Below are 18,936 nucleotides of genomic sequence, written 5' to 3'. Positions count from 1 at the left end.
ACTTCCGGGAGGTCACTTCAGGCCGTCGTCCACCGCCTTGGTGAGGACGCCGGGATCGCCCGACATCTCCCAGATCATGGCGCCGAGCAGGCCCTTGCTCTTCAACCAGGCCATCTTCTTGCCGATCGACCAGGCGTCGTCGAACGTCCACCACTGGCCGTTGTTGCCGGTGTAGCAGGTGGTGGCGATCGCCTGTTCGTCATGGTTGATCGTGCAGTTGGGCACGCTGGCGAGCAGGTTGCTGTACCCGCGGGTTCCGGCCTCTTCCTGGAATTGGCCGGGCGCCGCGCCCTTGGCGTCCTGCCAATCGCCCTTCTTGCCGCCATCGGTCACGTTCTGCCAGCCACGTCCGTAGTAGGCCAGCCCGATGGTGATCTTGCGTGGGTTCACGCCGGCGTCCAGGTACGCCTTCACCGCGTTCTCGACGCTGAAGTGGAACGGGTACGGGTCGTCGGTGTCGGTGTAGAGGTTGCCCTGGTGCCCGGTCCGGTTCGGCTCCCAGGAGTTGTCGCTGCCGGCGCCGTGGAAGTCATAACCCTGGACGTTGAAGATGTCCATGTACTTGGCGACCTCGGCGAGCTCCCAGCCGGCCTCGATCTTCGCGGGGTCGGCGGGCGTGAAGGCGGTCAGGTCGTAGCGCTTGCCGGTGCTCTTGGTCATCTCGTCGAGCTGGCGCCGGAACTCGGCGATGAGCAGCGTGTTGTTCTTCTTGTCGTCCTTGCCGATGTGGTTGCCTGCGTGGCCCTCGGCGCCCGGCCACTCCCAGTCCAGGTCGATGCCGTCGAAGATCCCGGCGGCCGTGCCCGGCCCGCCGGCGCCGTTGTAGTCCGGCAGGTTGCCCTTGATGTAGGTGTCCAGGCAGGAGGCGACGAACTTCTTGCGGCTGGCGTCGGTGGCGGCGACGTCGGAGAAGTACTTGGAGTACGTCCAGCCGCCGATCGAGATCAGCACCCGCAGCTTGGGGTACTTGGCCTTGAGCTTCTTCAGCTGGTTGTAGTTGCCGCGCAGCTTCTCCCAGCCGGAGTCGGCCTGGCCGTCCACCGACTGCCCGGCGCTGAAGGGACGGCCGTAGTCGGCCTCGGCGTCGCCCGCGCCGTCACCCTGGCTCGGGTCCTGCGGGTTGGACGTGGTTCCCTTGGTGACGCCCTGCAGGCAGGTCAGGTTCTTCGGATCGATGTTGGCGAACGCGTAGTTGATGTGGGTCAGCTTGGCCGCGTTGCCCGTCGTGTCGAGGTTCTTCACGAAGTACTGGCGGCCGTAGATGCCCCACTGGACGAAGTAGCCGACGCGCGCGTACCCGTTGGCGACCAGGTCGTCGGTGGTCACCTTCACCACCGAACTCGCGGCCGACACGTTGTCGTAGACGTCGCGGGCCTGGACGGTGAAGGAGTAGGCGGTGGACGGGGACAGCCCCGCCACGGTCGCCGTCGTCCCGGTCACCGTCGTGGCGACCTTCCCGTCCACCAGCACGTCGTAGTTGGCCACGCCCGACTTGTCGGTCGAGGCGGTCCACGCGAGCTTGACGCTGGCCGAGTCCTTGCCGGTGCTGCGCAGCCCGCTCGGGACCGACGGCGCCTCGGTGTCGTCGGCCGGGTCGTTGGTCTTGGCGGTCACCGCCTCGCTGGCGGGCGACAGGGTGCCCTTGCGGTCCCGGGCCTTGACCGTGAACGAGTACTCGGTGTTGGGCGTCAGGCCCGTGACCGTGGCGTTGGTCTCGGGCACCGTCGTCGCGAGCGCCGAGCCGTTGTACACCTCGTACGCGGTGACCGGCAGGCTGCCGGGCTTGGCGGCGTCCCAGGTGAGCGAGACGGTCTTGGTCGTCTTCACCGGGGCCTTCAGGCCGCCGGGCGCGCTCGGCGCGGTGTCGGCCGAGCCGTCGCAGTTGACGTCGTTGACACGGCAACTCGTCGGCTGCGCGCCGGACTGGCTGACGGTGAACGTCGGGCTGTAGGGCTCGGTCGTCCGGCCCGCACCGATCGTGGCGTTGAAATAGGCGGGGCTGAGGGTGACCGTCCGGCCGCTCTGGGCGATCGTGCCGTTGTCGGCGCTGCTGGCGGTGACGCCGGCGGGCAGGTCGAACACGACGGACCAATTGGTGATCGTCGCCGCGGAGTTGTTGGCGACGATGAACTTGGCGCGCGATCCCTCGACCGAGTAGGCCGCGGTGACGCCCGCCGCGGCCGGCGGTGGTGCACCCGTTCCGTCGCAGTTCGCTCCGTTCAAGGTGCACTTAGTGGGATTCGCAGCGGAGCTGAGCGTGAACGAGGGGCTATAGGGCTCGGTGCTTCCGCCCGCGCGAAGGGTGCTGATGTAGTGGGCGGGGGTCAGCGTCACCTTCGTCCCATTCTGGGTGAGGCTGGCGTTCTGGGGGTTGCTCGCGGTCACCCCCGAGGGGAGCTCAAAGGCCAGCGTCCAGTTGCTGGCCGAAGCGGACCCGGGGTTGCTGACCACGTACTTCCCGGTGGTGCCGGAAAGGGTGAACTCCGCGGTCAGGCGGTCGACGGCCCGCGCCGGCGCGACGGCCAGCGCGGACACGACGACGAGGGTGAGCAGGGCACTGATCAATCGGCGCATGCGTACACCTACTTCTGGGATGGGTTGTGCGGGGAGCGGGGGCCGAGGATGGTCAGCATCCGCGTGATCTGCGCCGACCGGGAGCGGTCGACGTTCTCGGCCAGCCGACGGGTCCACGCGTCCTGGCCGCCGCCGGTCTCCATCCGCGCCATCTGGACGGCGTCGTCCTGATGGGCGATCAGGAGGTTGAGGAACGCACGCTCGAACCGGTCGGCGGGGGTCCGGTCCAGCGCGTCCAACTCGGCCTGGGGGGTCACGGGCATTCCGCCGTGCGCGGCGTGCGCGTGCGCCGGCGCGGTCGGCGGCCGCCGCCACTCCCGCAGCCGGGCCGCCATGTCCTTGACCTCCCTGAGTTGCGTACTCTCGATCGCCGCCGCCAGCGTCGCGACCTCCGGGCGGACGGGACGCCCGCGGGCCAGCCGCACCAGGCGCACGCCCTGCCCCTGATGCGGGACCATCATCTGCAGGAACATCACGTCCGTGGCGTTGAACCCGCGCCCGCCGCGAGCCCCGGCGGGGCCGGACGGCGAACCGCCGGCGACCCCGCACTGGAGGGCCAGCAGCAGGACGCCCGCGGCGAGCAGGGCCAGTGCGCCGTACCTCATGGCGCCGCGCTCAGGCCGTCCGCCAGAGCGCGGCGGTGGACGCGGGCTCCCAGCCGGAGATCGCGGTGTGCGGCTGCAGGCACTCGTAGGTCACACCGTTGTAGGTGACCTTGTCGCCCGCGCTGTAGGCGGTCCCGGCCGTCCATGTGCCGCTCGCCGGCGGAGTGGTCGGCGGTGGCGAGGACGGCTGCGCGGTCGGGGACGGGGTCGCCGGCGGTGTGGTGGGCGGGGTGGGCGTGTTGGTGCCGCCGAAGTCCACGTCCGAGCAGGTGTAGAACGCCTCGTTGCTGCCCATGACCCGCTGCCAGATCGAGTAGATCAGGTGCCGGCCGGTGCGCGGCGGGATGGTCAGCGTCCACTTGGTGAACGTCGTCGGGTTCTGCTTGGTGAAGGTCTGCAGGTGCACCAGATCCGCCCAGCGCAGCGGCTGCGAGGGGTCCCAGCCGTCGCGGGTGATGTAGTACTCGAAGTTGCTGGCCGCATGCGGCGCTGTCGCGTGGTAGGTGATCGTGAGCGGGCCGGGGGTGATCTGCTTGGCGGGCCAGTCGGTGCGCTGCAGGTCGAGGCCGCGGTACTTGGGCCGCCCCGCGCTGCACAGCTGCCCGTCCGGGATGAGCTCCCGGTGCCGCCCGCCGGCGTCCAGGATCGAGACGCCGTTCCAGTCGTAGAACGCCTGCGTGCCGGCGACCGCGACGGCCGCCTTGCACGCCTCGGAGCTCGGCTTCTCCGGCCCCTCCTCCTTGCAGACGTAGACACGACTCGGCGGGTCGGACATCGATCCATGCGCGTTGGCGGGCGCCGCGGGGGCCAGCACGGCGACCGCGGACGCGGCCGGCACGGCCGCCGCCGCGACGGCGACCTTCGCTCGGGGTGATCGCATCGTGTTCCTTCCAAATGGGGGTGGGGGCGTTCCGGAGCGATGCTCGGGGTCTCACGGAAGCGCGTCGAGGAACGGCCTGTGGGCCTTCATGAACTCCCAGTTGAAGTAGCGGTCCCAGTTGATGGACCAGGTCATCAGGCCGCGCAGCGCCGGGGACGTCCCGCCGCGCAGCGTGTACGACCCGCATCCCTGCCCCTTGACCAGGCAGTTGACCGCCTGCTGCACCTGCGCCGGCGACGTGTGCCCGTTGCCCGCGCTGACCGCGGCCGGCACCCCGAAGCCGATCTGCTCGGCACGCAGCCCCGGGAAGGTCTGGCCGGTGTTCGCGACCGGGAACCCGGCCTTCACCATGTCGGTCATCGCGATGTGGAACTCGGCGCCGCCCATCGTGTGGTACACGCCGTCCAGCCCCATCACCGGCCCGGAGTTGTAGTCCTGGACGTGCAGCACCGTCAGCGCGTCCCGCATCGCGTGGATCACCGGCAGGTAGGAGCCGGTGCGGTTGTCCGCGCCGCCGTTGCCGCCGTAGAACTGGTGGCCGACCTGCACGAAGAACGTCTCCGGCGCCATCGTCAGGACGAACTTCTCCCCGTACTTGGCCTTGAGCGTCTTCAACGCCGAGATCAGGTTGACGATCACCGGGGTCTTGGGATTGCGGAAGTCGGTGTCGCCGGAGTTCAGGTACAGCGAGTGGCCTTCGAAGTCGACGTCCAGCCCGTCCAGCCCGTACCGGTCGATGATCTCTCCCACCGACCGGACGAAGGCGTCCCGCGCGCCCGTCGTGGTGAGCTGCACCTGGCCGTTCTGGCCGCCGATCGAGATCAGCACCTTCTTGCCCTGCGCCTGCTTCGCGCGGATCGCCGCGATGAAATCGGCTTCGCTCTCCACGTTCGGGCACTCGCTCGCCGGGCAGCGATTGAAGCGGATGTCGCCGGAGGTCACCGACGTGGGTTCGCCGAAGGACAGGTTGATGATGTCCCATGCCGCCGGGACGTCGGCCATCTTGATGTATCCCGAGCCGTTGGCGAAGCTCGCGTGCAGGTACCCGATCAGCGCGTGCTTGGGCAGCCCCGTGTCGGCGCATCCGCCGGTCGTCCCGCTGACGGCGTCGGACTTGGCCGACTCGCCCGCCTCGTTGTACGCCGCGACGGTGTAGCTGTGGGTGCCGCACGCCGCGAGACCCGACAGTGTCGCGCCCGTACCGGTGACGGTCGCCCGTACCTCCGAGCCCTCGTAGACGCGGTAGCCGGTCACGGTCCCCGAGGCGGCGGCCCACGACAGGGAGATCGAGTCGTTGGTGACGGACCCCAGCTTGGGCGCGTCGGGCCGGCCCGGCACACCCGCCTGCGGGCTGCCGGGACCGTCCAGTTCCACGTCGTCTGCGTGGTACGTTCCTGCGCCGAACCAGCCGTGCAGATAGATCTGCGCCGATTTTTGGTCGGCTCCGGTCGTGAACGACAGCGACAACTTGGTGTAGGCCGACGACGACGGAGTCCAGGTGGAGGCCCCGCCGGTCACGCCCAGGTACACGTAGGTTCCGCGCACCCAGGCGGTGAGGATGTAGGCGGTGTTCGGCTGGACGCCGACCGTCTGCGAGCACTGCCCGGTGTCGCCCGCGGTGACGCCGCCGGCCAGCGCGTAACCACCCGTCCGCACCGGCGTGCTCACCACCGATCCGCCTCCCGCGCAGGACCAGCCGTTCAGCGACCCGGTCTCGAAACCGGCGTTGGACAGCACGTTCTCCGCCTGCGCGGGGCCGTTCCCGGTGCCGACCAGCAGGCCGGCGACCAGGACCGCCAGGACCCAGATCTTCCTCATGTCGGCCCCTCTACGGCAGCGTGTTCAGGTGCGGGCGGATGGTCCTGGCGAACCCGCCGCCGTTGGTGACGTCCCAGTTGATCGACCAGGTCATCGCGCCGCGGATGTCGGGGTAGGTGCGCGTCGGCTTGTAGTTGCCGCACCCGGTGCCCTTGGCCAGGCAGTCCAGCGCGTTGTTGACCATTCCCGGCTGGACGACGCCGCCGCCCGCCGCGCCCGCCCCGGCCGGCAGGCCGAGCGCCACCTGATCGGGGCGCAGCCCGTTCTCCAGCTGGATGCAGGCCAGCCCGGTCATGAAGTCGACCGTCCCCTGCGAGTACACCTTCTGGTCGCAGCCGAGCATCGCGCCGGAGTTGTAGTACTGCATGTGGACGACCGTCAGGATGTCCTTGATCTTCAGCGCGAGCTGGAAGTAGGAGCCGCCCGTGGACTGCATGTCGATGGTCTGCGGCGCCATCGTGATGATCAGGTCGGCGCCGGCCTTGGACCGCAGATCGCGCAGCGCCTGCCCCATGTAGGTCGGGTTGAGCCCGTTCTCCAGGTCGATGTCGACGCCGTCGAACCCGTACTGGGTCATCAGCGCGTGCACCGAGTTGGCGAACGCGGTGGCCGACGAGCCGCTCGCGACCTGGATGGAGCCCTTCTCGCCACCGACCGACAGGATGACCTTCTTGCCCTTGGCGTGCAGCGCCGCCACGTCGGCCTTGAACTGATCGTTGGTGTACCCGCCGAGGGACTTCGACAGCCCCGGGTCGACGGCGAAGGAGACCTCACCGGCCTTGGAGGTCGCCTCACCGAACGCCACCGCGACGAGGTCGTAGTCGTTCGGCACGTCCGACAGCTTCAGCTCGCGCGCCGGGTTGTCGAAGTTGTGCCAGTACCCGGTAAGGAAATGCTTGGGCAGCGGCCCGGTCGCGCAGCCGCCGGTCGTGCCGGTGACCACGGCGCTGCCCGCCGACTCGCCCTTCGCGTCATAGGCCTTGATGGTGTAGCTGTGCGTGGAGCACTTCTCCAGGCCGTCCAGCGTCGCGGTGGTGCCGGCGACGGTCGTCCGCAGGTCGGTGCCCTCGTACACCCGGTATCCGGTCGGCGTCCCGCTGCCGGCCGACCAGGCGAGCGCGAGGGAGGTGTCGGTGCGTCCGGTGACGCTCGGCGCCCCGGGGGCGCCGAGCCCGCCGGGCTCACCCGGACCACCCGAACACGGCTGGCCGTTGAACTTGCAGTTCTCCGGAGCTCCCGGCCCGGTCCCGGAGAACCCGAACGTCACCGACTTGCCCGGCGCGAGCGAGCCGTTGTACTCGCGGTTCCGGAACGTGTGGTGGGACCCGTCCTTGGTCAGCAGGGCGTCCCAGTACGCGCCGACGCTCGTCCCGGACGGGAGGTCGAACTCGACCGTCCAACCGTCGACGGCCGAGCCCGAGGCGTTGGCGAGGGTGAACTTGCCCTCCCACCCGGTCCCCCAGTCGGCGGACTTGGCGAACGTCGCGGTAGGCGCGTCGGCGCGGGCGCCGAGCGGCAGGACCAGGACGAGCAGCAGGGCGGCGAGGACGCTGAGAACGGTGCGGGGACGCAACACTCACTCCATGGCACGGTAGGGAAGCTGGCGGGAATTCCCCCGAACCCCGAGTCAGGCGCGAAATGAACAGTAAGGTTTCCTATAAATTTGAGAGCACGTTAACCAGCGCCTCCGCGCCCGGCAAGACCCCGGGCTCGCCGCTGGAGCGCCTCCAAGGAACCACCGCAGGTAGCACGCCGAACCAGCCCCGCCGGGCGGGAATCTTGGCACGAATCACCAAGAAATCCCTGCCACACCAGCACATCAGACCAAACCAGAGCCTCCACCCCTAACCCCACCAGCAACAACGCCCCAAAAGCGGATGCCCCTCCTACTTCCCATCCGTCGGCTCCGGTTGCCGCGCCTTCAAGAGAGAGTCGATCTCGGCTCACGGCGCCGTCCACCTTCGCTGCGCCTCTGGCCGCACCACCGTCTCACCGTCCCGCCCACCCGGGGCGCTGAGTCCGCGGGGTGACGCGTGGTTCAGGGCGTCAAGTAGGTGGCCAGCCAGGTCAGGGCGGGAGGCTGGCGGTACTCGACGGCGAAATGGCCGCCGTCGAACAGCTCGAAGTGGACTCTGTCATCGGGGACGCCTGCCGTGGCGATGGCCTGGCGGAAGGCCAGGGCACCGAGGTCGAGGAACCATTCGTCGCGGGTTCCGGCGTCGATCCAGATGGCGCGCATGGCGCGCAGCGCCTCGGCGTGGTCGGGAGCCATGCGGACCGGGTCCCAGTCGAGCCACCGCTGCCAGATTCGTGGACGCAGCGCGCCGGTGATCGGGTCGAAGGGCAGTTGCGGCATGCCGTCGTCGGCGGGCGAGAAGCAGGCCGACACACCGAGGATCTCCAGCAGCCGCATGTCCTCCGGCTTGGTGAAGGACACGCGGGAACGGAAATCGTCCCACCACCGGAAGATGTCGCCGTCATAGGCGCGCAGATGGCGGGCGGCGTGCAGGAAGTGGGGAATGTACTGGGCCTCCGACAGCGAGTCGCCCGAGTGGGCGGCGAACGCGCCGAAGAGGTCGGGCCGCAGCATCGAGGTGATCGCGGCCCCCAGACCGCCGCTTGACTTGCCCGCTATGGCGCGATGGTCACGGTCGGGGAGAGTCCGGTACCGGGCGTCCACCCACGGCACGATCTCCTCGCACAGGTAGGAGTGGTAGCGGCCGGTCCCCAACGAGTCGATGTACTGGCTCCCGCCGTAGGTGGTCCAGGCGTCCACGAAGACCAGGATGGCCGGCGGCGCCTCGCCTCTCGCGAACAGGCCGTCAGTCGCCACGGGGACCGGTGTGCGATACGCGGCCTGGTTGCTCCACGCCGCGAGGGTTCCGGTGAATCCCAGCAGGAGGTAGACGGACGGATACCGGCGTCCGTCGCCGTCGTAGCCGGGGGGTGTGTAGACCCACAGCGGTCTACGGTGCGGGTCGCCCAAGGGGTTTCCGCGCAACAGCTCGCTGTCGATGGTGTGCTCGTCGACGCGTCCGGCCAGGCCGGCTGGCCATCGAGACATCGGGAACCTCCTCAGTCGGGAACGCGGCGACATTACTACGATTTCGAAATTTTCGAAATGGTACTATTTCGGCCATGGCGCAGGACTCGATCGACCGGCACATCGCCTTCTGGTCCCGCGAGGTCACCGACCTCGATCCCGACGTGGAAGGGGCCGTCACCCGCATGCAGATGCTCGTCCACCATCTGCGCCGGCACCGGGAGGCCGCGCTCGCCGTCCAGCGTCTGAGGGGGTGGCAGTACGACATCCTGTGGCGGCTCCGCTCGGCCGGCCCTCCCTACGAGGGCACCCCCTCCTGGCTCGCGGAGGCGCTGGACGTCCCGCCGGCTACCCTCACCAGCCGCCTGGACCGGCTGGAGCGGCAGGGGCACATCGCCCGCGCCGGCGACCCCGCCGACCGCCGCCGTCTCCTGGTCCGCCTCACCGAACAGGGCCAGGACGCCTGGCTGGCGGTCATCCGCGAGCAGACCATCGCCGAGCACGCGCTGCTGGACTGCCTGACCGGCGCCCAGCGCCGTCAGCTGGCCGAACTGCTGCGCGCGGTCGTCGTCGCCGCCGAGGGCCAGGGACCGCCGCTGATGCCCGTCCCCGACACCGCGTCCTGAGCGGCCGTGGCATGGCCGCCGTTTCGCACGACGGGCCTCGATCGGCGGCACACGATCATCGGCCCCGGGCGGCCGCCGTGGCTCGCGCGGCCAAGCCGCGGAGGTGGGTGCGGAGTTCGGGCGGGTCGTGCACCTCGAACTCGCAGCCGAGCATGAGGAGGCGGGCGGCGAGCCATTCGAGGGTGTCGGCCCGATGCCGGAGATGGCACCGGCCGTCATCGAGCGGCCGCACGTCCTCGGAGGCGGCACCGAGTCGCGCGATGACCTGGTCGGCGGGCAGGTGCACCGTCACCTCGGCACGATAGGTAGGGGCGAGAGAGAGCAACTGGCGCTTGAGGAACGCGGCGGCGTCGCCGCCGGGAACGGCGCGAGGGGTTCGGCGCTGGCCGGTGGGATGGGGGTCGACGATGCGGTCAACGCGGAACGTGCGCCAGTCGTCGCGGTCCACGTCGTAGGCGATGAGGTACCAGCGCCGGCCTGTCGGGACGATGTGGTGCGGCTCGGCCAGGCGGCGGGTGGGGGTGCCGTCCCCGGACAGGTAGGTGAAGCGGACGCGCTCGCGGTTGGCGACGGCGGCGGCGAACGTGGCCAGGTGCGCGGGATCGACCGTGGTCGCCTCCGCGCCGAGCCAGGACAGCGGGACGGTGGCCGCGCCCAGAGAGGCGACGCGGTGCCGCAGGCGGGAGGGGAGGACCTGCTCCAGCTTCGCCAGGGCGCGGGCCGAGACCTCGCCGATGCCGTCGACGGGGTGTCCGGTGGCGGTGCGCAGGCCGACCGTGATGGCCACGGCCTCCTCGTCGTCCAGCAGCAGGGGCGGCATCGCGGTGCCGGCGACCAGGCGGTACCCGCCGTCGGGGCCCTTGGTCGCCTCGACGGGGTAGCCGAGCTCGCGGAGCCGTTCGATGTCGCGGCGGACGGTCCGGCCGCTGACGGCCAGGCGTTGCGCGAGCTCGCCGCCAGGCCATTCGCGGGGCGTCTGGAGGAGGGACAGCAGGTTCAGCAAGCGCATCGACGCGTCGGCCATATCTCCAGCATGCCGCAGCTTAGGACAAAACCTGGCCTAAATCGCTCCTAGTGTTGGCCCCCTGTGGCGCGGTGTCAGGGAGCAAGGAGGAGCTGATGTCGAAGGCAGGGAAAGCGCTGTCGTGGGCTCAGGTGTGCGCGCGGCGGCTGGACCGCCACGCGTTGACGGTCGCGTCGTCGGACGGTGCGGCGCGGGTCGTGGCGGACGTCGCCGGCGTCCACGCCCAGGTGATGTCGGCGGCGGAGTTGGGGATCGGCATGCGGATGGACGGCGCCACTCGCATGGACGTGCGGAAGGCACTGTGGGACCAGCAGACCCTCGTCAAGACCTACGGCCCCCGGGGAACGGTGCACCTGCTCCCGGCGCAGGACCTGCCCATGTGGGTGGGGGCGCTGTCGGCGCTCCCGCCCGCGACGAGCCCCTTCCCCGATCCGGTGCGGATGACGCCGGAGCAGACCGCCGCGGTGGTCGCGGCGATCGGCGCCGCCCTCGCGGAGGCCGACATGACCGTGGACGAGTTGGGCGAGGCCGTGGTCGAGCGGACCGGGCCGTGGGCCGGAGACCTGGTGATGCCGGCGTTCCAGACCTTCTGGCCACGGTGGCGGCAGGCCATGGCACTCGCGGGCAGCCAGGGCGCGCTGTGCTTCGGACCGGCGCGGGGACGGAAGGTCACCTACTCCAGTCCGCGTCGGCGAATCCCCGGCTTTCGCCCGATGGAGGCCACGGGGGCGCTCGGAGGGATGGTGGAAACCTATTTGCACGCCTACGGTCCCTCGACGCCGGAACGGTTCGCGCACTGGCTGAACGCCCCCCGGCCGTGGGCGGCGGAGCTGTTCGCGTCCCTCGATCTGGAGCCGGTGGACGTGGAGGGCTCGACCGCCTGGGTCGCCGCCGGGGACACCGGCGCGCCGCAGGAGCCGGCAAGGGGCGTGCGGCTGCTGCCCTACTTCGACGGCTACGCCTACCGGGTCGGCAACCAGCCGTCCTCGCTGCTGTATCCGGGACGCGCGTCCGATCGGGCCCTGCCCGGCAACTTCCAGATGATGCTGGTGGACGGCGTCGTCGGGGGCGTGTGGCACCAGCGGCGCTCCGGCCGCCGGATCGACGTGACGGTGGAGCCGCTCGTCCCGTTCGGGCGGGCGCGACGCGCGCAGTTGGACGAGCAGGTCGAGCGCGTGGCGCACGTCCTGGAGGCCCGTCCGGAGCTAACGGTGGGCCCCGTCACGGTCGGCGGCCACGCCTAGATCGAAGCGCCACTCGTTGGAGCGCATGATGTGGCCGGGCGGGTACTCGAAGTCACACTCCCCCACCAGGACGAACCCGGCCTTGCGGCAGACGCCGTTGGACGCCACATGCTCCACGGACGGGAAGGCGTGCAGGTAGCGGCGCCCGCCGCGGTCGCGGGCGGCGGCGACGACCTCCCGGACGGCGGCGACCGCGACGCCCCGACGCTGGAACCCCGGCAGGACGCTCCAGCCGCTCTCGTAGACCGGCTCGTCCCGCCAGTCGCGCGACCAGAAACCGACCGTGCCGGCGGGCTCCCCGTCGGCGACGATCCGGTACATCTGGCCGCCGATGTCGTCGCTCCGCAGGTAGCGCGCGTGACGCACGCGTACCTGCTCCTCGGTCTCGGGGCCGCCGAGGTGCTCCTTCATCTCGGGGGCGTTGACGCGGCGCAGCAGGTCGAGGTCGTCCTCGGACCACGGCTGGATACGCACACTCGGCATCGGTGATCTAGTGCGTGCTTGTTGGTGATGCGCTGTCATGTTCGGTGGCCGTCGGCCTCATGCGCAGGAGTTGCAGTGCGGCGTGGGAGGGGTCGCCGACCGGGGCGCTGTACATGAGGATGCGGTGGCCTGAGCCGTCGGCCAGGGTCAGGGTTTCGAGTTCGAGGATGAGTTCTCCGACCTCGGGGTGTCGTAGGTGCCGCGTGCCGTAAGCGTGGTTGGCGACCGGGTGCCTGGACCACAAGGCGGAGAACTCCTCGCTGTTCAGGGACAGATCGCCGATCAGTTCGGCCAGCTCACGGTCGTTGTTGTCGCGGCCCGCCGTGATTCTGAGGGAGGCCACGGCGCAGGCGGCCGCGGTCTCCCATCGGGGGTAGAGGTCACGGTGGTGCGGATCCAGGAACAGCATCCCGGTCAGGTTCGGGCGATCCGCGGGGCGGTCGGGGGCGTCGGGGTCGAGGTGCCCGGCGAGCAGTTGGTGGCCGAGCGTGTTCCAGGCCAACACCTCGGTGCGGGTGCCGATGACGATGGCCGGTACGTCGCTCAAGGCGTCGAGAAGCCGGCGCGTACCCGGACGCGCGGTCGCCGGTTTGGCCGGACGACGAGGCCTGGCCGGGGCGGGCCGGACCAGGGTGTGCAGGTAGGCGCGTTCGGCATCGCTCAGCCGGAGTGCGTCGGCCAGGGCCTCGATCACCGATGGTGACGCCTGGTGACTTTGCCCCTGCTCCAGCCGGGTGTAGTAGGTCACGCTCACCCCGGCGAGCTGGGCGAGTTCTTCGCGGCGCAGCCCGGGGACCCGGCGAGCGCCGTAGGAGGTGATGCCCACGTCCCCGGGCGTCAGCCTGCCGCGGCGGGTGCGCAGGAAGTCGCCGAGCGTTGTGCCTTCGCGCATGCGTCCATTGTGCCTTCGCTGCCGGTTGTGTGCCTGGCCCTCCCGGTGCCAGGCAACAGCTGAGTACCCACGCCAGGGTGTGGCCGCCGGCCCCCGGTGTGGCGACAGTAAGTACCGCATGCGGCTCCACGCATCGAATCGCGCAATGCGGTGGGCCCCGGACGGCTGCCCCACCGTTCCCGGTCGGGCAGGCCCCGAGGTCCTGGTGCGTGATGTGACATGGGACATCGCCTAGTCGACACAGGAGATCGAAATGCAGGTCGCCATTTCCGCGCGAGCGCTTTCACCGGCTGACTCGTGGTCGCGAAACTCGCTCGCAGATGACTGACGTCATGAAGTACTGGACGATGAGCGCGGCCGGCCGCGACAACCTCGAACTCGCCGAAGGTCCGATCCCCACACCGGCGCCGGGACAGATCCTGGTGAGGGTCGCCGCAGTCGCGCTGAACTTCCGCGACCACCTGGCGATCGACGACGGGCTCACCATGATCTTCCCCGAGCCCGAGCCCTTCGTACCAGGCTCGGACATGGCCGGAGTGGTCGCCGCCATCGGCGCGGGTGTCGATCGGTTCACGCCGGGCGATCGAGTGATCTCCACATGCCTTCCGGACTGGATCGACGGCCCTGGCCCCGGCAACGCACGCCTTGGCGGACCCGAAGCGCTCGGCAGCGGGCACTACCCCGGCGTTCTGGCCGAGTATGCGCTTCTGAACCAGAACTGGGCGGTGCGCGCTCCCGACGGCCTCAACGACGCCGAGGCGAGCACGCTCCCGATGGCCGGGCTGACCGCCTGGAACGCCCTCATCGAAAACGGACACCTGCGCGCGGGTCAGACCGTGGTGGTGCAGGGCACGGGCGGAGTCGCTCTGTTCGGCCTGCAGATCGCGGCCGCGCACGGCGCCGAGGTGATCGTGATCTCAGGCGACGACGCCAAGCTCGCAGACGCCAAGGCCCTGGGCGCTGCCCACGGGATCAACAGAACCACGAGCGATTGGGTCGAAGCCGTCTACTCCCTCACCGATGATCAGGGCGCCGACCACATCCTCGAAACCATCGGCGGTCACCATCTGGCGCGTTCGATCGAGGCCGCCGCGGTCGGCGGCCGCATCTCACTGATCGGCATCCTCAACGGCTATGAGATCTCCGGCGGCATCGCGCACCTGGCCCGCAAGAAGCTGACCATCGACGGCATCCAGGTCGGCCACCGCCGCGCCCTTGAGAACCTCGTCCGCGCCGTCGACCGGATCGGCATCAGTCCGGTCATCGCCTCCCGATACCCACTCGCCGACCTGCCGTCCGCCCTTGATCATCTTGACCGCGGGGCCTTCGGCAAGGTCGTCGTAACCGTCGCATGACGCCATACCGCGAGGTCAGGGAACCACGTTGGACAACGAAACGCCGCGACAGGTCACAGAAGTGGTCTGGTGAGGTGATCGGCGCTGCCCCCGCGCCACTCGATGAGGAAGAGGCTGGCGTCGTCGCTGGTGATGCCGCCTCTTTCCCGCTTGAGCGTGTGGGAAAGGTCCCGCACCATCTGCTGCACGGTCACGCTGGCGGGCCCGACGCGTTCAATGGTGGCGATCAAGCGCTCCTCACCGAACTGTTCCCCGCCGGCGGTGTGCTCTTCGACGAGCCCGTCGGTGTAGGCCAGGACCCGGTCGCCGGGGCGGAGTTGTTCACTGTTGACCTGAGGTGTCGAGCCACCGAATCCGACCGGCAGCGTGCCGGGACCCTCCAGCGTGCCGATGACACGGTGGTCACGGATCAGCATCGGCGCCGGGTGACCGGCGTTGACCCATTCCAGGTGCCCCCTCCCGATGTTCAGGCGCATCATCTGCGCGGTGACGAACTGATCGGGACCGAACTGCGCGTCGATGGCGGTGTCCATGAACGAGTACAGCTCGGCGAGGCCGGCTTCATAGCGCCTGGCGTGCCGATAGGCGCCCACGGCAACGGTGGCCAGTACGGCGGCGTTCAGGCCGTGGCCCATCGCGTCGATCATGGCGAAGTGCAGGATGTCGTCGTTGAGGGCGTAGTCGAGGCTGTCGCCTGCGACGTCATAGGCGGGTTCCAGGATTCCGGCGACGGCGACCTGCGGCGTCGTCATGGTGAGCGGGGGCAGCAGCGACCATTGGATCTCCGCGGATACGCTCATCGGCTCACGCCGTCGTGTCAGAAAGAACTGGTCGGTGTAGCTGTTCTTGGTCACCAGCATGTCGGCGACCAGGCCCGCGAGCCGCCGCAGCAACCTGCGGTCGTCGTCATTGACCTTGCGCAAGGTCAGGGCCATCACGCCGATCTCGTCACTGCCGTCCAGCAGCGGCAGGAACATGCGTATGCCGTCGGTCTGCGGGTGTTCGACCACGGTCTCCGACAGAAACGCACGCCCTGCGGGGGAACCCTCCAGGGGCAGTGGTTCACCGCCAGTAAGGCCCCTGCCCGGCAGCGGCACGAGTGACACCTGGGCATAGTCCTGCAACAGGATCGAGACGTCCCGGCCGCCGATCGCGCGCACCTCCTCGGCGACCAATGGAGCGATGAGCTGCGGCGGCATCTCGTGCGCCCGGTCGAGCAGTTGTCCGAGCAACCGCTCACCGAACCCCTCATGCCGGTCTACCGCGTTCTCTGGCCACCCCATCAGCTCCCCCTCAGCCGACTATGCCCCGCGACGCATCGATGACTCCACGTAGCCGGGAATGCCTCACTCGAACCGGGTTGCGGAACACCCCCATCGGGGCGTGAGGGCGCGTTCGTTGCGATCGCTTGCACCACGCTGGTCCGGAAGGCCCGCTGCCGCGATGATCGTCGCTCTCACCCGAGAGCGGATCCTGGGTCGACGCCGGTGAGGTCGACGCTTGCATCCCATATGCGGGCGGAGAGGGTGCTGTCGGCCAGTTGGCCTCGGAGAGATTCGAGCCTGGGCTTGCCGTGGAACCCGAGCATGCGGGGGGCCCACATCTGGCCGCCGTGAACGGACGGGTCGAGTACCGCTCGGACGGCGGGCCACGCCGCGGCTTCCTTGCCCTGCAGGACGAGACCGGCAGGCAGGCTGCGCAGCCGCTGTCCGATGCTTCGGGCGTGCACCGGCGGCCGGGACGGGGTGAGGGAGTCCAGCGCGCCGCCGGGGTGGTTCACCACGCTCAGCGTCGTGCTGCCGGCTGCACGCAGGCGGCGGTCGAGCTCGAAACCGAACAGCATCTGCGCCAGCTTCGACCGGGCGTAGGCGCGCTTTGGCTGGTAGTCCCGGCTGCTCTGGAGGTCGTTCAAATCCAGCCGCGTGGATTTCCCCACGAAGCTTCCGGTGGTGACGACCAGAGATGCCGGCGTGGCCGTGAGCAGGGGCATCAGCCACCGGATCAGCACGAAGTGCCCGAGGTGGTTGGTGCCGAACATCAGCTCGTGGCCCTCTGAGGTCAGACGCCGCCGTCGCTGGTCGAGCAGAACGCCGGCGTTGCACACGACCGCGTCGAGACGGTCGTCCTCCAGCGCGTCCACCGATGACTTCAGCGAGGAGAGGTCGGCGAGGTCCAGTCGGAGGTTGCGCAGGTCCGCGCCGGGGACGCGGGAGCGGATCGTGGTCATCGCGGCTTCGGCCTTGGTGGTATCGCGGCTGCCGAGGATGACGGTGGCCCCGGCGCCGGCCAGTTGCTCGGCAACGAAGTATCCGATGCCCGCGTTACCGCCGGTGACCAGGAAGGTCTTGCCCTCGGCGCGCCCGGCAACGCGCGGAGGGAGTCTCGATCCTGCAGGCTCTGCACGGGTTCCTCGCCACGCGGGGCCCCTTCGACCCCGCGCCCGATCCCGAGTCCAGCCGCGTCGCCGAACTCGTGATCTCCACGCCGACTCTGCGGGCCTACGCCAGGTCTCTGTGGACCAGTTGCGAGGCCGCGCTCGCTCACGCCATCGCCGAGCAGACCGGCCGCGACGCAGGCGACGTCTCCCTGCGCATACTCGCGCGCTACGTCCTTGAAATCCCCGATCTCGCAGGCACCGAGCCGGACCCACCAGCCGCGCTCACCGCCGCGTTCACCCACCTCCAACGCGGCTGGCCCGACCTTTGAACCCACTCCGTCACCCCGCGACAGCCGTTCGGCTGGGTGACCATTCACAGGCGGGGGCGCGTCACCGTGTTCTCTCCACATTCCATTGAATGGAAAGCTGATGTTCCCCCACGCCCGCGGCATGGTGAGGCTTGGGGAGGGGATCTGTGCACCCTGCGGATCTTCGCGCGCCCCACCTGAGGAGGAACGATGACGCTGCTCGATCCCGGCCTGTGGACCGGCAAGATCTTTGACGGCGGCTGGGTCGCCGGGCGGGGTGGCGTCTACGACGTCGTCGAGCCCGCGACCGGCGGCACGCTCGGCACCCTGGGCCAGGCCGACGGCGCGGACGTCGCCGGCGCGGCGTCGGCGGCCGCGGCGGCGCAGCGGGCCTGGGCGGCCCGTCCCTACGAGGAGCGTGCGGCGATCCTGCGGCGCGCGGGCCGGCTGTTCGAGGATCATGCCGAGGAGATCCGGGACTGGATCGTCCGCGAGGCGGGCTCGATTCCGCCGAAGGCCGATCTGGAGACGCATTTCGCCGCGAACCTGTGTTACGAGTCGGCGGCGCTGGCCTCGCATCCGCAGGGCCTGGTCCTGCCGTCGGCGCAGCCGCGCTGGAGCCTGGCGCGGCGCCGTCCCGCCGGGGTGGTGAGCGTCATCTCGCCGTTCAACTTCCCGCTGATCCTGTCGATGCGCTCGGTGGCGCCGGCGCTGGCGCTGGGCAACGCGGTGCTGCTCAAGCCCGATCCTCGCACCGCGGTCTGCGGCGGGGTGGTGCTCGCGCGTGTGTTCCAGGAGGCGGGGCTCCCCGAGGGGCTGCTGCACCTGCTGCCGGGCGGCCGCGAGGCCGGCGAGGCCGTCGTCGCCGCGCCGGAGGTGCGGGTGGTGTCCTTCACCGGCTCCACCGCGGCCGGACGCAAGATCGGCGAAGTGTGCGGGCGGCTGCTCAAGCGTGTGCACCTGGAGTTGGGCGGCAACAACGCGCTGATCGTGCTGCCTGGCGCGGACGTGTCCAAGGCGGTGTCGGCGGGCGCGTGGGGTTCGTTCCTGCACCAGGGCCAGATCTGCATGACGACGGGCCGGCACCTCGTCCACGAGAGCCTGCACGAGGAGTACGTCGCCGCGCTGGCCGACAAGGCCGACAAGTTGCCGGTCGGCGACCCGGCGGCAGGACCGGTCGCGCTGGGTCCGATCATCGACGAACGTCAGCTCGCACATGTGGACGAGTTGGTCCGCGGCACGGTCGAGGCGGGCGCGCGGCTGGCGGCGGGCGGGACCCACGAGGGCCTGTTCTACCGTCCGACGGTGCTCGCGGAGGTCAGCCCGGAGATGCCCGCGTACGCGCAGGAGGTGTTCGGTCCGGTCGCGCCGGTGGTGCCCTTCGCGACGGTCGACGACGCCGTCGCACTGGCGGCCGACAGCGAGTACGGCCTGTCGCTGGGCATCCTCGGCGACGTCGGCCAGGCCATGAAGATCGCTGACTCCGTTCCGACCGGGCTGGTCCACATCAACGACCAGACCGTGAACGACGAGCCCGTCGTCCCGTTCGGCGGCCTGGCCGCCTCCGGCAACGGATCGCGGTTCGGCGGGCCGGACGCCAACATCGAGGCGTTCACCGAGACGCAGTGGGTGACGATGCGCCCCGAGATCGCGCCGCATCCCTTCTGACCGGGCGTCACGACGCGAGGCCGGGTCGGACGACCCGGC

General features: G+C 70.0%; 16 protein-coding genes. 5 read left to right on the top strand and 11 right to left on the bottom strand.

Annotated features, from left to right (window positions below; all coding sequences use genetic code 11):
- Positions 1 to 12: 12 nt before the first annotated feature.
- The 6 genes from AMA02S_RS29855 to AMA02S_RS29830 form a co-directional block, all read right to left on the bottom strand.
- The gene (locus tag AMA02S_RS29855) at positions 13 to 2,574 is read right to left on the bottom strand and encodes a glycosyl hydrolase family 18 protein (protein WP_084265733.1); all 2,562 of its coding nucleotides are present in this window, start codon (positions 2,572 to 2,574) and stop codon (positions 13 to 15) included.
- Positions 2,575 to 2,582: 8 nt separating this feature from the next.
- Positions 2,583 to 3,179, bottom strand: a complete 597-nt coding sequence (locus tag AMA02S_RS29850) for a DUF305 domain-containing protein (RefSeq protein WP_067464743.1) — start codon at positions 3,177 to 3,179, stop codon at positions 2,583 to 2,585.
- A 10-nt stretch (positions 3,180 to 3,189) separates the two neighbouring features.
- Positions 3,190 to 4,059, bottom strand: a complete 870-nt coding sequence (locus AMA02S_RS29845; RefSeq protein WP_067464740.1) for a lytic polysaccharide monooxygenase auxiliary activity family 9 protein — start codon at positions 4,057 to 4,059, stop codon at positions 3,190 to 3,192.
- A 51-nt stretch (positions 4,060 to 4,110) separates the two neighbouring features.
- Positions 4,111 to 5,877, bottom strand: a complete 1,767-nt coding sequence (locus AMA02S_RS29840) for a chitinase (protein ID WP_067464737.1) — start codon at positions 5,875 to 5,877, stop codon at positions 4,111 to 4,113.
- A gap of 10 nt (positions 5,878 to 5,887) precedes the next feature.
- A complete protein-coding gene (locus AMA02S_RS29835; protein WP_218005161.1) occupies positions 5,888 to 7,453 on the bottom strand; it encodes a chitinase in 1,566 nt (521 codons plus the stop codon).
- 462 nt (positions 7,454 to 7,915) lie between these two features.
- Positions 7,916 to 8,941: an alpha/beta hydrolase gene (locus AMA02S_RS29830; protein ID WP_067464731.1), complete on the bottom strand. Its 1,026-nt coding sequence runs from the start codon at positions 8,939 to 8,941 to the stop codon at positions 7,916 to 7,918.
- Positions 8,942 to 9,015: 74 nt separating this feature from the next.
- Between AMA02S_RS29830 and AMA02S_RS29825 the strand changes: the two genes are divergently transcribed.
- Positions 9,016 to 9,546, top strand: a complete 531-nt coding sequence (locus tag AMA02S_RS29825; protein WP_067464728.1) for a MarR family winged helix-turn-helix transcriptional regulator — start codon at positions 9,016 to 9,018, stop codon at positions 9,544 to 9,546.
- A gap of 55 nt (positions 9,547 to 9,601) precedes the next feature.
- On the opposite strand, the gene AMA02S_RS29820 is transcribed toward AMA02S_RS29825, so the two are convergent.
- The gene (locus tag AMA02S_RS29820) at positions 9,602 to 10,570 is read right to left on the bottom strand and encodes a helix-turn-helix transcriptional regulator (protein ID WP_067464725.1); all 969 of its coding nucleotides are present in this window, start codon (positions 10,568 to 10,570) and stop codon (positions 9,602 to 9,604) included.
- Between the two features lie 95 nt (positions 10,571 to 10,665).
- Between AMA02S_RS29820 and AMA02S_RS29815 the strand changes: the two genes are divergently transcribed.
- The gene (locus tag AMA02S_RS29815; RefSeq protein ID WP_067464722.1) at positions 10,666 to 11,814 is read left to right on the top strand and encodes a winged helix DNA-binding domain-containing protein; all 1,149 of its coding nucleotides are present in this window, start codon (positions 10,666 to 10,668) and stop codon (positions 11,812 to 11,814) included.
- Here AMA02S_RS29815 and AMA02S_RS29810 read toward each other — a convergent pair.
- Positions 11,776 to 12,297: a GNAT family N-acetyltransferase gene (locus AMA02S_RS29810; RefSeq protein ID WP_067464719.1), complete on the bottom strand. Its 522-nt coding sequence runs from the start codon at positions 12,295 to 12,297 to the stop codon at positions 11,776 to 11,778. The genes AMA02S_RS29815 and AMA02S_RS29810 overlap by 39 nt on opposite strands.
- Positions 12,298 to 12,304: 7 nt before the next feature.
- Positions 12,305 to 13,189 carry a helix-turn-helix transcriptional regulator gene (locus tag AMA02S_RS29805; RefSeq protein WP_067464716.1) on the bottom strand — a complete coding sequence of 295 codons (885 nt, stop codon included), beginning with the start codon at positions 13,187 to 13,189 and terminating at the stop codon, positions 12,305 to 12,307.
- Positions 13,190 to 13,509: 320 nt separating this feature from the next.
- On the opposite strand from AMA02S_RS29805, the gene AMA02S_RS29800 reads away from it, so the two are divergent.
- On the top strand, positions 13,510 to 14,544 hold the full coding sequence (locus AMA02S_RS29800) for a zinc-dependent alcohol dehydrogenase family protein (RefSeq protein ID WP_067464714.1): 1,035 nt from the start codon (positions 13,510 to 13,512) through the stop codon (positions 14,542 to 14,544).
- Positions 14,545 to 14,597: 53 nt separating this feature from the next.
- Here AMA02S_RS29800 and AMA02S_RS29795 read toward each other — a convergent pair whose 3' ends face one another.
- Together AMA02S_RS29795 and AMA02S_RS29790 are read right to left on the bottom strand one after the other, a co-directional pair.
- On the bottom strand, positions 14,598 to 15,827 hold the full coding sequence (locus tag AMA02S_RS29795; RefSeq protein WP_067464712.1) for a PP2C family protein-serine/threonine phosphatase: 1,230 nt from the start codon (positions 15,825 to 15,827) through the stop codon (positions 14,598 to 14,600).
- A 173-nt stretch (positions 15,828 to 16,000) separates the two neighbouring features.
- Positions 16,001 to 16,882: an SDR family NAD(P)-dependent oxidoreductase gene (locus AMA02S_RS29790; RefSeq protein WP_067465560.1), complete on the bottom strand. Its 882-nt coding sequence runs from the start codon at positions 16,880 to 16,882 to the stop codon at positions 16,001 to 16,003.
- 47 nt (positions 16,883 to 16,929) lie between these two features.
- On the opposite strand from AMA02S_RS29790, the gene AMA02S_RS43040 reads away from it, so the two are divergent.
- Positions 16,930 to 17,250, top strand: coding sequence for an acyl-CoA-like ligand-binding transcription factor (locus AMA02S_RS43040; protein WP_218005173.1), 321 nt, complete (start codon positions 16,930 to 16,932; stop codon positions 17,248 to 17,250).
- A 189-nt stretch (positions 17,251 to 17,439) separates the two neighbouring features.
- The gene (locus tag AMA02S_RS29780) at positions 17,440 to 18,897 is read left to right on the top strand and encodes a benzaldehyde dehydrogenase (RefSeq protein WP_067464709.1); all 1,458 of its coding nucleotides are present in this window, start codon (positions 17,440 to 17,442) and stop codon (positions 18,895 to 18,897) included.
- Positions 18,898 to 18,936 lie beyond the last annotated feature (39 nt).

It is taken from the genome of Actinomadura macra NBRC 14102 (assembly GCF_001552215.1).
GTDB classification, from domain to species: Bacteria; Actinomycetota; Actinomycetes; order Streptosporangiales; family Streptosporangiaceae; genus Spirillospora; species Spirillospora macra.
This window is presented reverse-complemented; position numbering and strand designations above follow the sequence as displayed.